General features: G+C 61.8%; 13 protein-coding genes and 1 tRNA gene. All 14 read left to right on the forward strand.

Annotated elements, in window-relative coordinates; all coding sequences use genetic code 11:
* Positions 1–45: 45 nt before the first annotated feature.
* The 14 genes from FB597_RS02670 to FB597_RS02735 all read left to right on the forward strand — a co-directional run bounded on the left by FB597_RS02670 (position 46) and on the right by FB597_RS02735 (position 13,671).
* Positions 46–130: transfer RNA gene (locus FB597_RS02670), tRNA-Leu, on the forward strand.
* 119 nt (positions 131–249) lie between these two features.
* On the forward strand, positions 250–609 hold the full coding sequence (locus FB597_RS02675; protein ID WP_141913282.1) for an NADH-quinone oxidoreductase subunit A: 360 nt from the start codon (positions 250–252) through the stop codon (positions 607–609).
* A gap of 3 nt (positions 610–612) precedes the next feature.
* Positions 613–1,089, forward strand: coding sequence for an NADH-quinone oxidoreductase subunit B family protein (locus tag FB597_RS02680; protein WP_006712940.1), 477 nt, complete (start codon positions 613–615; stop codon positions 1,087–1,089).
* 9 nt (positions 1,090–1,098) lie between these two features.
* Positions 1,099–1,695, forward strand: coding sequence for an NADH-quinone oxidoreductase subunit C (locus FB597_RS02685; protein WP_141913283.1), 597 nt, complete (start codon positions 1,099–1,101; stop codon positions 1,693–1,695).
* Positions 1,695–2,948 (forward strand): NADH-quinone oxidoreductase subunit D, encoded by a 1,254-nt coding sequence (locus FB597_RS02690; protein ID WP_141913284.1) that lies wholly within the window; start codon positions 1,695–1,697, stop codon positions 2,946–2,948. The genes FB597_RS02685 and FB597_RS02690 overlap by 1 nt, the downstream gene beginning before the upstream one ends.
* 82 nt (positions 2,949–3,030) lie before the next feature.
* Positions 3,031–3,522 (forward strand): NADH-quinone oxidoreductase subunit NuoE, encoded by a 492-nt coding sequence (nuoE, locus tag FB597_RS02695; RefSeq protein WP_141913285.1) that lies wholly within the window; start codon positions 3,031–3,033, stop codon positions 3,520–3,522.
* The gene (nuoF, locus tag FB597_RS02700; RefSeq protein ID WP_141913286.1) at positions 3,519–4,814 is read left to right on the forward strand and encodes an NADH-quinone oxidoreductase subunit NuoF; all 1,296 of its coding nucleotides are present in this window, start codon (positions 3,519–3,521) and stop codon (positions 4,812–4,814) included. Before nuoE ends, nuoF begins: the two co-directional genes overlap by 4 nt.
* 76 nt (positions 4,815–4,890) lie before the next feature.
* Positions 4,891–7,218, forward strand: a complete 2,328-nt coding sequence (gene nuoG / locus FB597_RS02705) for an NADH-quinone oxidoreductase subunit NuoG (protein ID WP_141913287.1) — start codon at positions 4,891–4,893, stop codon at positions 7,216–7,218.
* Positions 7,218–8,288, forward strand: a complete 1,071-nt coding sequence (gene nuoH / locus FB597_RS02710; RefSeq protein ID WP_141913288.1) for an NADH-quinone oxidoreductase subunit NuoH — start codon at positions 7,218–7,220, stop codon at positions 8,286–8,288. Before nuoG ends, nuoH begins: the two co-directional genes overlap by 1 nt.
* A gap of 21 nt (positions 8,289–8,309) precedes the next feature.
* Positions 8,310–8,798 carry an NADH-quinone oxidoreductase subunit NuoI gene (nuoI, locus tag FB597_RS02715; protein WP_050468350.1) on the forward strand — a complete coding sequence of 163 codons (489 nt, stop codon included), beginning with the start codon at positions 8,310–8,312 and terminating at the stop codon, positions 8,796–8,798.
* Positions 8,799–8,968: 170 nt separating this feature from the next.
* Positions 8,969–9,625, forward strand: coding sequence for an NADH-quinone oxidoreductase subunit J (locus tag FB597_RS02720; protein WP_141913289.1), 657 nt, complete (start codon positions 8,969–8,971; stop codon positions 9,623–9,625).
* 18 nt (positions 9,626–9,643) lie between these two features.
* The gene (gene nuoK, locus FB597_RS02725; RefSeq protein WP_141913290.1) at positions 9,644–9,952 is read left to right on the forward strand and encodes an NADH-quinone oxidoreductase subunit NuoK; all 309 of its coding nucleotides are present in this window, start codon (positions 9,644–9,646) and stop codon (positions 9,950–9,952) included.
* Positions 9,953–10,057: 105 nt separating this feature from the next.
* Positions 10,058–12,160, forward strand: coding sequence for an NADH-quinone oxidoreductase subunit L (gene nuoL / locus FB597_RS02730; RefSeq protein WP_141913291.1), 2,103 nt, complete (start codon positions 10,058–10,060; stop codon positions 12,158–12,160).
* A 20-nt stretch (positions 12,161–12,180) separates the two neighbouring features.
* On the forward strand, positions 12,181–13,671 hold the full coding sequence (locus FB597_RS02735) for an NADH-quinone oxidoreductase subunit M (protein WP_141913292.1): 1,491 nt from the start codon (positions 12,181–12,183) through the stop codon (positions 13,669–13,671).
* Positions 13,672–13,891 lie beyond the last annotated feature (220 nt).

Raw genomic sequence — 13,891 nt, forward strand, 5'->3', positions numbered from 1 at the left:
TGCATTGAACAAGAGTAACAAATGCAGGTACAATAGCAGTCTCAGGCCGACGTGGTGAAATTGGTAGACACGCTATCTTGAGGGGGTAGTGGCGAAAGCTGTACGAGTTCGAGTCTCGTCGTCGGCACCATAGAAATGAATCAAAAGCCAGCGAAGGCCAGTGCGCCTGAGCTGGCTTTTTGTCGAGGAAGTTTCTGATTGATATTGAGAATCATTCCCATCGATTAAAACCAACGTAAGCGGCCAATCGTGAACCTCGAAAATTACTTCCCAGTCCTTCTGTTTATCCTCGTTGGCATCGGTGTCGGTGTCGCTCCCCAGCTCTTGGGGCGTCTGCTTGGTCCTCACAAGCCTGACGTGCAAAAAACATCTCCTTACGAGTGCGGTTTCGAAGCGTTTGAAGACGCGCGCATGAAGTTCGACGTGCGCTATTACCTGATCGCCATCCTCTTCATCCTGTTCGATCTGGAAACTGCGTTTTTCTTCCCGTGGGGCGTGTCCGTGCGTGAGTTGGGCTGGGCTGGTTTCGTCACGATGATGGTCTTCATCGCTGAATTTGTCGTCGGGTTTTGGTACATCTGGAAAAAGGGTGCCCTGGATTGGGAGTAAGCCATGTCTATTGAAGGCGTATTGAATGAGGGGTTTGTTACCACCTCGCTGGATAAGGTAATCAACTGGACCCGCACCGGATCCCTGTGGCCCATGACCTTCGGTCTGGCCTGCTGCGCAGTTGAAATGATGCACGTCGGCGCTTCGCGTTACGACCTCGACCGCTTCGGCGCGGTGTTTCGTCCGTCGCCGCGCCAGTCCGACCTGATGATCGTGGCCGGCACGCTGTGCAACAAGATGGCGCCGGCGCTGCGCAAGGTCTATGACCAGATGCCGGAGCCGCGCTGGGTGATTTCAATGGGCTCGTGCGCCAACGGCGGCGGCTACTATCACTATTCCTATTCGGTGGTGCGCGGCTGCGACCGGATCGTTCCGGTCGACGTTTATGTGCCGGGCTGTCCGCCGACTGCTGAAGCGCTGCTGTACGGCGTGATCCAGTTGCAAAACAAGATCAAGCGCACCAACACCATCGCGCGCTAAGAGGGCAGTATGACAACAAAATTGGAAACTCTCGAAGCAGCCCTGCGCAACGCGCTTGGAGGGTATCTTCAGAACCTGACGGTGGCGCTCGGTGAAGTCACCGTGGTGGTCAAGGCCTCCGACTATCTTTCGGCCATGCGCGTCCTGCGCGATCACGCCGATACCCGTTTCGAACAACTGCTCGACCTGTGCGGCGTCGACTATTCGACCTACGGCGACGGCGCCTGGGACGGCCCGCGCTTTGCCGCGGTGTCGCACCTGATGTCGATCGCGCACAACTGGCGCGTGCGCGTGCGCGTGTTCGCGCCGGACGACGACCTGCCCATCGTGGCCTCGGTTTCCGGCATCTGGAATTCGGCCGGCTGGTACGAGCGCGAGGCTTTCGACTTCTACGGCATCCTGTTCGACGGGCATGACGACCTGCGCCGCATCCTGACTGACTACGGCTTCATCGGCCACCCGTTCCGCAAGGACTTCCCGGTGTCGGGCTATGTCGAGATGCGCTACGACGCCGAGCAGCGGCGCGTCATCTATCAACCCGTAACGATTGAGCCGCGCGAAATCACGCCGCGCATCATTCGTGAAGAAAACTACGGGATCAAATAATGGCTGAGATTAAAAACTACACGCTGAACTTCGGTCCGCAGCACCCGGCAGCGCACGGCGTGCTGCGCCTGGTGCTGGAGCTGGACGGCGAAGTCATCCAGCGCGCCGACCCGCACATCGGCCTGCTGCACCGCGCGACCGAAAAGCTGGCCGAGCAGAAGACCTACCTGCAGTCCGTGCCTTACATGGATCGCCTGGACTACGTCTCGATGATGTGCAACGAGCACGGCTATGTGATGGCCATCGAGCGCCTGCTGGGCCTGGAAGTGCCGCTGCGCGCCCAGTACATCCGCGTGATGTTCGACGAGATCACCCGCCTGCTGAACCACCTGATGTGGATCGGCGCGCACGCGCTGGACGTGGGCGCGATGGGTGTGCTGCTGTATGCCTTCCGCGAGCGCGAAGACCTGATGGACTGCTACGAAGCCGTCTCCGGCGCGCGCATGCACGCGGCGTACTACCGTCCGGGCGGCGTCTATCGCGACCTGCCGGACACCATGCCGCAGTACAAGGCATCGATCGTGCGCAATGACAAGGCCATCCGCGCCCTGAACGAAAACCGCCAGGGTTCGCTGCTGGACTTCATCGAAGACTTCACCAACCGTTTCCCGACCTATGTCGACGAATACGAAACCCTGCTGACCGACAACCGCATCTGGAAGCAGCGCCTGGTCGGCATCGGCGTGGTGTCGCCGGAACGCGCGCTGCAGATGGGCTTTTCCGGCCCGATGCTGCGCGGCTCGGGCATCGAATGGGATCTGCGCAAGAAGCAGCCGTACGAAGTGTACGACCTGCTGGACTTCGATATCCCGGTCGGCAAGAACGGCGACTGCTACGACCGCTACCTGGTGCGCGTGGCGGAAATGCGCCAGTCGAACCGCATCATCAAGCAATGCGTCGAGTGGCTGCGCAACAACCCGGGCCCGGTGATCACCGACAACCACAAGGTTGCGCCTCCGAAGCGGACTGAAATGAAGTCCAACATGGAAGACCTGATCCACCACTTCAAGTTGTTTACCGAAGGTTTCCGCGTGCCGGCGGGCGAGGCCTATGCCGCCGTCGAGCATCCGAAGGGCGAATTCGGCATCTACCTGGTGTCGGACGGCGCCAACAAGCCTTACCGCCTGAAGATCCGCGCGCCGGGTTTTGCCCACCTGCAGGCCCTGAACGAAATGGCCAAGGGCCACATGATTGCCGATGCCGTCACGATCATCGGCACGCAGGACATCGTGTTTGGTGAAATCGACCGATGATGTCGAATAAAAGGCGGGCTTCCGTAAGAGCCCGTCCAGTTTGGGGAATATCCAATAAAACCGCGCACAGTGATGCGCATGGATGGCCAACGCTATGCTGTTAAGTCAAGAAGCTCTCAAGAAAATCGATCGCGAACTCGCGAAGTATCCGGCCGACCAGCGCCAGTCCGCGGTCATGTCCGCGCTGCGCATCGCCCAGGTTGAACACGGCTGGCTGCCCGCCGAGCTGCAGCAGGAAATCGCCGATTACATCGGCATGCCTGCGGTTGCGGTGCAGGAAGTGGCCACCTTCTACAACATGTTCAATACCAGCCCGGTAGGCAAGCACAAGATCACCGTGTGCACCAACCTGCCGTGCCTGCTGTCGGGCGGCGAGCGCGCTGCGCACCACCTGAAGCAGAAGCTGGGCGTGGATTACAAGGAAACGACTGCGGATGGCCAGTTCACCCTGATGGAAGGCGAATGCATGGGCGCCTGTGGCGACGCGCCTGTCATGCTGGTCGATAACCACCGCATGTGCAGCTGGATGTCGGACGAAAAGATCGACGCGCTGCTGGAGGAACTGAAGAAATGACTTGCCTGCACGACCGCCACATCAAACCGCTGATCCTCGCCGGCCTGAACGGCGAGAACTGGCACCTCGAAGACTACGTCAAGCGCGGCGGCTACGAGTCGTTGAAGCGCATCCTCACCGAAAAGATCGCTCCCGAACAGGTCATCGCCGACCTCAAGGCATCCGGCCTGCGCGGCCGCGGCGGCGCGGGTTTCCCGACCGGCCTGAAGTGGAGCTTCATGCCGCGCCAGTTCCCGGGCCAGAAATACCTCGTCTGCAACACCGACGAAGGCGAACCGGGCACCTTCAAGGACCGCGATATCATCCGCTACAACCCGCACGCGCTGATCGAAGGCATGATCATCGGCGGCTACGCGATGGGCATCACGGTCGGCTACAACTACATCCACGGCGAAATCTTCTCCGCCTACGAGCGTTTTGAAGAGGCGCTGGAAGAGGCGCGCACTGCCGGCTTCCTGGGCGACAACATCCTGGGTTCGGGCGTCAACTTCCAGTTGCATGCGCACCACGGCTATGGCGCCTACATCTGCGGCGAGGAAACCGCGCTGCTGGAGTCGCTGGAAGGCAAGAAGGGCCAGCCGCGCTTCAAGCCGCCATTCCCGGCCAGCTTCGGCCTGTACGGCAAGCCGACCACCATCAACAACACCGAAACGTTCGCGGCCGTGCCGTTCATCTTCCAGGTCGGCCCGCAGGCCTACGCCGAGATGGGCAAGCCGAACAACGGCGGCACCAAGATCTTCTCGATCTCGGGCGACGTCGAGCGTCCGGGCAACTACGAAATTCCGCTGGGCACGCCGTTCTCGACCCTGCTGGAACTGGCCGGCGGCATGCGCGGCGGCAAGAAGATCAAGGCGGTCATTCCCGGCGGCTCGTCCGCTCCGGTGATCCGCGGCGACGTGATGATGGACACCACGATGGACTACGACGCCATCGCCAAGGCCGGCTCGATGCTGGGCTCGGGCGCGGTCATCGTGATGGATGAGACTCGTTGCATGGTCAAGTCGCTGCTGCGCCTGTCGTACTTCTACTACGAAGAATCGTGCGGCCAGTGCACCCCGTGCCGCGAAGGCACCGGCTGGATGTACCGCATGGTCGAGCGTATCGAAAACGGCCACGGCAAGCTGGAAGACCTGGACGTGCTCAATTCGGTGGCCGACAACATCCAGGGGCGCACCATCTGCGCGCTGGGTGACGCGGCGGCGATGCCGGTACGCGCATTCATCAAGAATTTCCGCGAAGAGTTCGAATACCACATCGAGCACAAACACTGCCTGGTTCCGGCATACATCTGACGGGCAGGGGATGCCCGGCTGCGGAACAAGCCGCCGGGTGTCATTAGCAAAGAATATTTAGCTTGGGCAAACAGCCATGGTTGAAATCGAAATAGACGGCAAAAAAGTTGAAGTGCAAGAAGGCAGCATGGTCATGGATGCTGCCAACAAGCTTGGCACTTACATTCCTCACTTTTGCTATCACAAGAAACTGTCCATCGCGGCCAACTGCCGCATGTGCCTGGTCGAGGTCGAGAAGGCCCCGAAGCCGCTGCCTGCCTGCGCCACGCCGGTGACCGCCGGCATGATCGTGCGCAGCGCCAGCGAAAAGGCGGTCAAGGCCCAGAAGGGCGTGATGGAATTCCTGCTGATCAACCACCCGCTGGATTGCCCGATCTGCGATCAGGGTGGCGAGTGCCAGCTGCAGGATCTGGCGGTCGGCTACGGCAGTTCGACCTCGCGCTACGAAGAAGAAAAGCGCGTGGTGGAACCGAAGGATGTCGGCCCGCTGATTTCCATGAAGGAAATGAACCGCTGCATCCACTGCACCCGCTGCGTGCGCTTCGGCCAGGAAGTGGCCGGCGTGATGGAGCTGGGCATGCTGGGCCGCGGCGAGCATTCCGAGATCACCACCTTCGTCGGCAAGACCGTCGACTCCGAACTGTCGGGCAACATGATCGACCTGTGCCCGGTCGGCGCGCTGACCTCCAAGCCGTTCCGCTACAGCGCACGTACCTGGGAACTGTCGCGCCGCAAGTCGGTGAGCCCGCACGACAGCGTCGGCGCCAACCTGATCGTCCAGGTCAAGGGCGGCAAGGTCATGCGCGTGCTGCCGTTGGAGAACGAAGAAGTCAACGAATGCTGGATCTCCGACAAGGACCGCTTCGCCTATGAAGCGCTGGACAGCGAAGATCGCCTGACCAAGCCGATGTTGAAGCAAGACGGCAAGTGGCAGGAAGTGGACTGGCAGACCGCGCTGGAATATGTCGCGCACGGCCTGCGCAACATCCGCCACGAACACGGCGCGGATAGCATCGCCGCGCTGGCTACCCCGTACACCACGCTGGAAGAACTGTCGCTGCTGCAAAAGCTGGTGCGCGGCATCGGCTCGGACAACGTCGACTTCCGCCTGCGCCAGTCGGACTTCGCGCTGGACGGCCAGATCAAGCCGTGGCTGGGCATGTCCATCGTCGAATTCTCGGAGCTCAACCGCGTGTTCGTGATCGGCTCCTTCCTGCGCAAGGATCATCCGCTCTTGGCCGCGCGCCTGCGCCAGTCGGCCAAGAGCGGCGCCAAGATCAATGTGCTGCACGCCACTGACGACGACCTGCTGATGCCGGTCGCCAACAAGATCGTGGCAGCGCCGTCCGCGTGGCTGGCCGCGCTGGGTGAAGTCGCCGTCGCCGTGGCCGAGGCCAAGGGCGTCGCCGCTCCCGCCGCATTCGCCGGCGTGACTGCATCGGACGCCGCCAAGGCAACCGCCGCCAGCCTGCTGTCGGGCGAGGCCAAGGGCGTGTTCCTGGGCAACGCCGCCGTGCAGCATCCGCAAGCGTCGCAACTGCATGCCGCCGCGCAATGGATCGCCGAACAGACCGGCGCCAAGCTGGGCGTGCTGACCGAAGGCGGCAACGCCGTCGGCGGCTACCTGGCCAATGCCGTGCCGGTCGCGGGCAAGGGAGCCAACGCGCTGGCCGCATTCGCACAGCCGCGCAAGGCCTACCTGCTGCTCAACGCCGAGCCGGAACTGGACAGCTACAACCCGCAAGCCGCGCGCGCCGCGCTGAACCAGGCCGAGATGGTCGTGGTGATGTCGGCCTACAAGCATGGCGCCGACTACGCCGACGTGCTGCTACCAATCGCGCCGTTCACCGAAACCGCCGGCACCTTCGTCAACGCCGAAGGCCGCGCACAAAGCTTCAACGGCACCGTCAAGCCGGCCGGCGATGCGCGTCCGGGCTGGAAGGTCCTGCGCGTGCTGGGCAACCTGCTGGAACTGGAAAACTTCGAATACGACACCGCCGAAGCCATCCGCGACGAACTGCTGGGCAAGGAAACCGACCTGTCGGCGCGCCTGAACAACAGCGCTTCGCTGCAACCGCAAGCCGCTGCCGCCGCGGCCTGTGCGCTGGAGCGCGTGGCCGACGTGCCGATCTACTTCGCCGATGCGATCGCCCGCCGTTCGCAGCCGCTGCTGGAGACCACTGACGGCCAGGCGCCCAAGGCATGGCTGTCGGCCGCGCTGGCCGCCAAGCTGGGCATCGCCGCCGGCGACCGTGTCAACGTAAAACAAGGCCAGGGCAGCGCCGTGCTGACCGCGGCCGTCGATAAGAAACTGCCGGAAAACGTGGTGCGCGTCGCAGCAAGCCATGCCTCGACCTCTGCCTTGGGCGGCATGTTCGGCGCAATCGTCGTGGAGAAAGCGTAATGGATCACCTGATCGCCCAAATCAATACCGCCGGTCCGGCCTTGCTGGGGCCGTACCTGTTCACCTTCGTGTGGACGCTGGTCAAGATCCTGGTGGTGATGGTGCCCCTGCTGATCTGCGTGGCGTACATGACCTACTGGGAGCGCAAGCTGATCGGCTGGATGCACGTGCGCCTGGGCCCCAACCGCGTGGGCCCGGCTGGCCTGCTGCAGCCGATCGCCGACGCCGTCAAGCTGATCTTCAAGGAAATCTCGACCCCGGCCAAGGCCAACAAGGTGCTGTTCTACCTGGCGCCGGTGATGACCATCATGCCGGCGCTGGCCGCCTGGGCGGTGGTGCCGTTCTCGCCCGAGCACGTGCTGGCCAACGTCAACGCCGGCCTGCTGTACCTGATGGCGATCACCTCGATGGAAGTCTACGGCGTCATCATCGCCGGCTGGGCCTCCAACTCGAAGTACGCGTTCTTGGGCGCCATGCGCGCCTCGGCGCAGATGGTGTCCTATGAAATCTGCATGGGCTTCTGCCTGGTGGTGGTGCTGATGGTGTCGGGCAGCCTGAACATGACCGAGATCGTGCTGGGCCAGACCCGCGGCCACTTCGCCGACATGGGCCTGAACTTCCTGTCGTGGAACTGGTTGCCGCTGCTGCCGATCTTCGTGATCTACCTGGTGTCGGGCATCGCCGAAACCAACCGCCACCCGTTCGACGTGGTGGAAGGCGAATCCGAAATCGTGGCCGGCCACATGATCGAATACTCGGGCATGTCGTTCGCGATGTTCTTCCTGGCCGAATACGCCAGCATGATCCTGATCTCGATCCTGACCGCCTTGTTGTTCTTCGGCGGCTGGTCGTCGCCGATCTCCGCGCTGGACTTCATCCCGGGCTGGATCTGGCTGGGCATCAAGACATTCTTCTTCCTCTCGGTGTACGTCTGGGTGCGCGCTTCGTTCCCGCGCTACCGCTATGACCAGATCATGCGCCTGGGCTGGAAGGTATTCATTCCGCTGACGCTGGTCTGGCTGGTCGTGGTGGCCGTCTGGATGCAGACGCCGTGGAATATCTGGAAATAAGATTGAAGGCTGAGGCTAAAAATGGAAGCGATTAAGGATTTTTTCGGCAGCCTGATGCTTCGGGAGCTGTTCAAGGGCCTGGCCCTGACCGGGCGCTACCTGTTCAAGCGCAAGATCACGGTGCAGTTCCCTGAGGAAAAGACGCCGCAGTCGCCGCGTTTTCGCGGCCTGCACGCGCTGCGCCGCTATCCGAACGGCGAAGAGCGCTGCATCGCCTGCAAGCTGTGCGAAGCGGTGTGCCCGGCGATGGCCATCACCATCGAATCGGAGCAGCGCGCCGACGGTTCGCGCCGCACTACCCGTTACGACATCGACCTGACCAAGTGCATCTTCTGCGGTTTCTGCGAAGAGTCCTGCCCGGTCGATTCGATCGTCGAGACGCACATCCTGGAATACCACGGTGAAAAGCGGGGCGACCTGTACTACACCAAGGAAATGCTGCTGGCAGTGGGCGACCGTTACGAAAACGAAATCGCCGCAGCCCGCACCGCGGACGCAGCGTACCGCTGATCCGCATTCCCGCCGCCGGCGTTGGCCGAACGACGGGGAAGGGCGGCAAAGGCCTCCGGAAACGGGGCCGATGCGGCAAGAACCGAATGCGTGCATCGGTAACAGATGTATTGCGATGGAACCCGGCCCAGCCGTGGTGCCGTGCTGACTGAACCAACTTCTGGTTGATTATGGAATTTAAAACTGTCTTGTTCTACGTGTTCTCGGTGATCCTCGTGATCGCCGCAGTGCGCGTCATCACGGCCCGCAATCCGGTGCATGCGGCCCTGTTCCTAGTGCTGTCGTTCTTCTCGGCAGCCGGCATCTGGATGCTGCTCAAGGCCGAGTTCCTGGCCATCGTGCTGGTGCTGGTCTACGTCGGGGCGGTGATGGTGCTGTTCCTGTTCGTGGTGATGATGCTGGACATCAACCTGGACAAGATGCGGGAAGGCTTCTGGGGCTATTTCCCGCTGGCCGCCACCATCGGCGTGATCATCGTGCTGGAAATGGCCGCCGTGCTGCTGCGCAGCTTCTGGACTTCCGATTCGCAGGTGCCGGCCGTCTCCGACACCATCGGCCAGACTAAGCCGCTGGGCATGCTGATCTACACCGAATATGTGTACGCGTTTGAAATCGCGGCCGTGATCCTGCTGGTGGCCATCGTCGCCGCCGTCGCCCTGACCCTGCGCAAGCGCAAGGACACCAAGTACTTCGACCCGGCCAAGGCCGTCAAGGTCAAGGCCTCGGACCGCGTGCGCCTGGTCAGCATGAAGGCCGAGTCGACCCGCAACAACGGCGCCCAGGACGGCGCCGGCGACGGCACCCCGGCTTCCGGACAACAATCTTAAGAAGGGCGGGAAGACAACATGGCAATTACGCTCTCTCATTACCTGATCCTCGGCGCGATCCTGTTCGCGATTTCGATCGTCGGTATTTTCCTGAACCGCAAGAACGTCATCGTGCTGCTGATGGCCATCGAACTGATGCTGCTTGCGGTCAACATGAACTTCATTGCTTTCTCGCATTACCTCGGCGATGCGGCCGGACAGGTTTTCGTGTTCTTCATCCTGACCGTGGCGGCGGCCGAGTCCGCGATCGGTCTGGCGATTCTGGTGGTGCTGTTCCGTAACCTGGATACCATCAACGTCGAAGATCTGGACAGCCTCAAGGGCTGACGGACCGGGCGCGGGTCGCAGTCCGAGGCTCGATTTAAATTTCATTTAAAGATGGGAGGCCCCGCGGCAACAGAGCGGGGCAGCCAATAAGCGATAAGGTTCATCATGGCGGGGCAACTTAACCCACATCTTCTTCTTGCCGTACCCCTGGCGCCGTTGGCGGGATCCGCCATCGCGGGTTTCATGGGCACCAAATTCTTCGGCAACGTGGTCGGCCGTAAGGTGTCGCATAGCGCGACCATCCTGGGCGTGCTGATCGCGGCCATCATCTCGTTCCAGACGCTGCTGGCGGTGCTGGACGGCGCCACCTACAACGGTACGCTGTACAACTGGATGACGGTGGCCGGCCTGAAGCTGGAAGTCGGTTTCATGGTCGACAGCCTGACCGCCATGATGATGTGCGTGGTCACCTTCGTCTCGCTGATGGTCCACGTCTATACCATCGGCTACATGAAGGACGACGACGGCTACAACCGCTTCTTCTCCTACATCTCCCTGTTCACCTTCTCGATGCTCATGCTGGTCATGAGCAACAACTTCCTGCAGCTGTTCTTCGGCTGGGAAGCGGTGGGCCTGGTGTCCTACCTGCTGATTGGTTTCTGGTATACCCGTCCGACCGCGATCAAGGCCAACATGAAGGCCTTCCTGGTCAACCGCGTCGGCGACTTCGGCTTCATCCTGGGCATCGGCCTGCTGCTGGCCTACGCCGGTTCGATGAACTACACCGAAGTGTTCGACAAGCGCGCCGAGCTGGCCCAGCTGACCCTGCCGGGCACCGACTGGATGCTGCTGACGGTGGCATGTATCTGCCTGTTCGTCGGCGCCATGGGCAAATCGGCCCAGTTCCCGCTGCACGTCTGGCTGCCTGACTCGATGGAAGGCCCGACCCCGATCTCGGCACTGATCCACGCCGCGACCATGGTGACCGCCGGCATCTTCATGGTGACCCGCATGTCGCCGCTGTTCGAACTGTCCGACACCGCGCTGTCGGTGATCCTGGTGATCGGCGCCATTACCGCGCTGTTCATGGGTTTCCTCGGCACCATGCAAAACGACATCAAGCGCGTGGTGGCGTACTCGACGCTGTCGCAGTTGGGTTACATGACCGTCGCGCTGGGCGCCTCGGCCTACTCGGTGGCGGTATTCCACCTGATGACCCACGCCTTCTTCAAGGCGCTGCTGTTCCTCGGCGCCGGCTCGGTCATCATCGGCATGCACCACGACCAGGACATGCGCAACATGGGCGGCCTGCGCAAGTACATGCCCATTACCTGGATCACCTCGCTCCTGGGTTCGCTGGCGCTGATCGGCACGCCGTTCTTCTCCGGCTTCTATTCCAAGGATTCGATCATCGAAGCCGCCGCCGAGTCGCACCTGGCAGGCTCCGGTTTCGCCTACTTCGCCGTGCTGGCCAGCGTGTTCGTGACCGCGTTCTACTCGTTCCGCATGTACTTCATGGTGTTCCATGGCGAGGAGCGTTTCGGCAAGGCGCACGGCCATGACGACCACCACGCTCCGACCGCGGCCCATGCCGCTCACGACGACCATGGCCATGACGACCATGCGCATGATGACCACGGCCACGACCACGACGAACACCACCATGGACTGGCCCCGGGCCAGAAGCCGCACGAGTCGCCGCTGGTGGTGACCCTGCCGCTGATCCTGCTGGCCATCCCCTCGGTCATCGTCGGCTTCTTCGCGATCTCGCCGATGCTGTATGGCGATTTCTTCAAGGGCGTGATCTTCTTCGGCGAAAACCACAAGGTCATGGAAGAACTGGCGCATGAGTTCCACGGCCCGGTCGCCATGGTGACCCATGCCTTCACCAGCGCGCCGCTGTGGCTGGCGATCGCCGGCGTGGTCGTGGCCTACTACTGCTACATGGTCAACCCGCGCGTGCCGGCCTGGTTCAAGCAAAAGTTCAGCCTGATCTACACGATCCTGGACAACAAGTACTACATGGACAAGTTCAACGACGTCGTGTTCGCCGGCGGCGCGCGCCTGCTGGGCGGCGGCCTGTCGACCGTGGGCGACCGCGGCATCATCGACGGCCTGTTCGTCAACGGCAGCGCCAAGGTGGTCGGCTGGTTCTCGAAATTCACGCGTCTCTGGCAGTCCGGCTACATCTATCACTATGCGTTCGTGATGATCATCGGCGTGCTGGGCTTCCTGGTGTGGTTCATGCCGTTCCCGTTTGGCAAATAAGCTGTAAGAAGATAACAACCATGATGCAGTCAACTTTTCCCATCCTGAGCCTTGCGATCTGGGTACCGATCGCATTCGGCATCCTCGTTCTGGCCGTCGGCCGCGACAGTAATCCGGGCCTGGCCCGCTGGCTGGCGCTGTTCGGCTCGCTGGTCGGACTGGTCGTTACTTTCCCCCTGATCCAGCATTTCGACGCGGCCGCCCACGGTTACCAGTTCGTCGAGAAGACCCCCTGGATCGACCGCTTCAACATCTCCTACTTCCTCGGCCTGGACGGCATCTCGCTGTGGTTCGTGCCGCTGACCGCCTTCATCACGGTGATCGTGGTGCTGGCCGGCTGGAAGGTGATCGAAAAGCGCGTCGGCCAGTACATGGGCGCCTTCCTGATCCTCTCGGGCATCATGATCGGCGTGTTCTCGTCGCTGGACGCGATGCTGTTCTATGTCTTCTTCGAAGCGACCCTGATCCCGATGTTCATCATCGTCGGCGTATGGGGCGGCGACAACCGCGTGTACGCGGCCTTCAAGCTGTTCCTGTACACGCTGCTGGGCTCGCTCTTGATGCTGGTCGCGCTGATCTACCTGTACTTCGTCTCGGGCGGCAGCTTCGACATCCCGACCTGGCACCAGTTGCCGTTGTCGATGCTGGAGCAGAAGATCCTGTTCTTCGCCTTCCTGGCCGCCTTCGCGGTGAAGGTGCCGATGTGGCCGGTGCACACCTGGTTGCCGGACGCCCACGTGCAGGCGCCGACCGGCGGCTCCATCGTGCTGGCCGCGATCATGCTGAAGCTGGGCGCCTACGGTTTCCTGCGTTTCTCGCTGCCGATCCTGCCTGACGCCAGCCATGCGCTGTCGGGCTTCATGATCTTCCTGTCGCTGGTGGCGGTGATCTACATCGGCCTGGTGGCGCTGGTGCAGCAGGACATGAAGAAACTGGTCGCGTACTCGTCGATCGCCCACATGGGCTTCGTCACCCTGGGCTTCTTCATGTTCAACGACCTGGCGGTGCAGGGCGGCATCGTGCAGATGATCTCGCACGGCTTCGTCTCCGGCGCGATGTTCATGTGCATCGGCGTGCTGTACGACCAGATGCATACCCGCGAAATCGCCCAGTACGGCGGCGTGGTCAACAAGATGCCGCGCTTCGCCTTCTTCTTCATCCTGTTCTCGCTGGCCAACTGCGGCCTGCCGGCCACTTCCGGTTTCGTCGGCGAATTCATGGTGATCCTGGGCGCGGTCAAGTTCAATTTCTGGATCGGCCTCTTGGCCGCCACCGCACTGATCCTGGGCGCGGCCTACTCGCTGTGGCTGGCCAAGCGCGTGATCTTCGGCGCCGTCGCCAATCACCATGTGGAAGCGCTGGTCGACGTCAACCCGCGCGAATTCCTCATCCTTGGCCTGCTGGCGATCGCCACCATGGTCATGGGCCTGTATCCGGCGATCATCACCGACAGCATCCAGACCTCGGTGACCGACCTGTTGCAGCACGTTGCGGTATCCAAGATCAACTGATCTTGACGGTTGGAAGGTGGAGCGCCGGTCAGGGCTCCACCGGTTGAAGTAGGTAAGAGGCAAGCCGGCGCAGCATGCCGGCCAAGCGAAGCGATAGTCCGGCTGCGTTTCACGGTGAGCAGGAACCTCGAAGGAAGCCAAAGGCGACAGGCGAGGGCAGCACCGTAACTAGCGGACCGGTACGCCGACGAAACGAGCGGACGAACACAAGCGGTAACTA

It is taken from the genome of Herbaspirillum sp. SJZ099 (genome assembly GCF_007828355.1).
Taxonomy (GTDB): Bacteria; Pseudomonadota; Gammaproteobacteria; order Burkholderiales; family Burkholderiaceae_D; genus Herbaspirillum.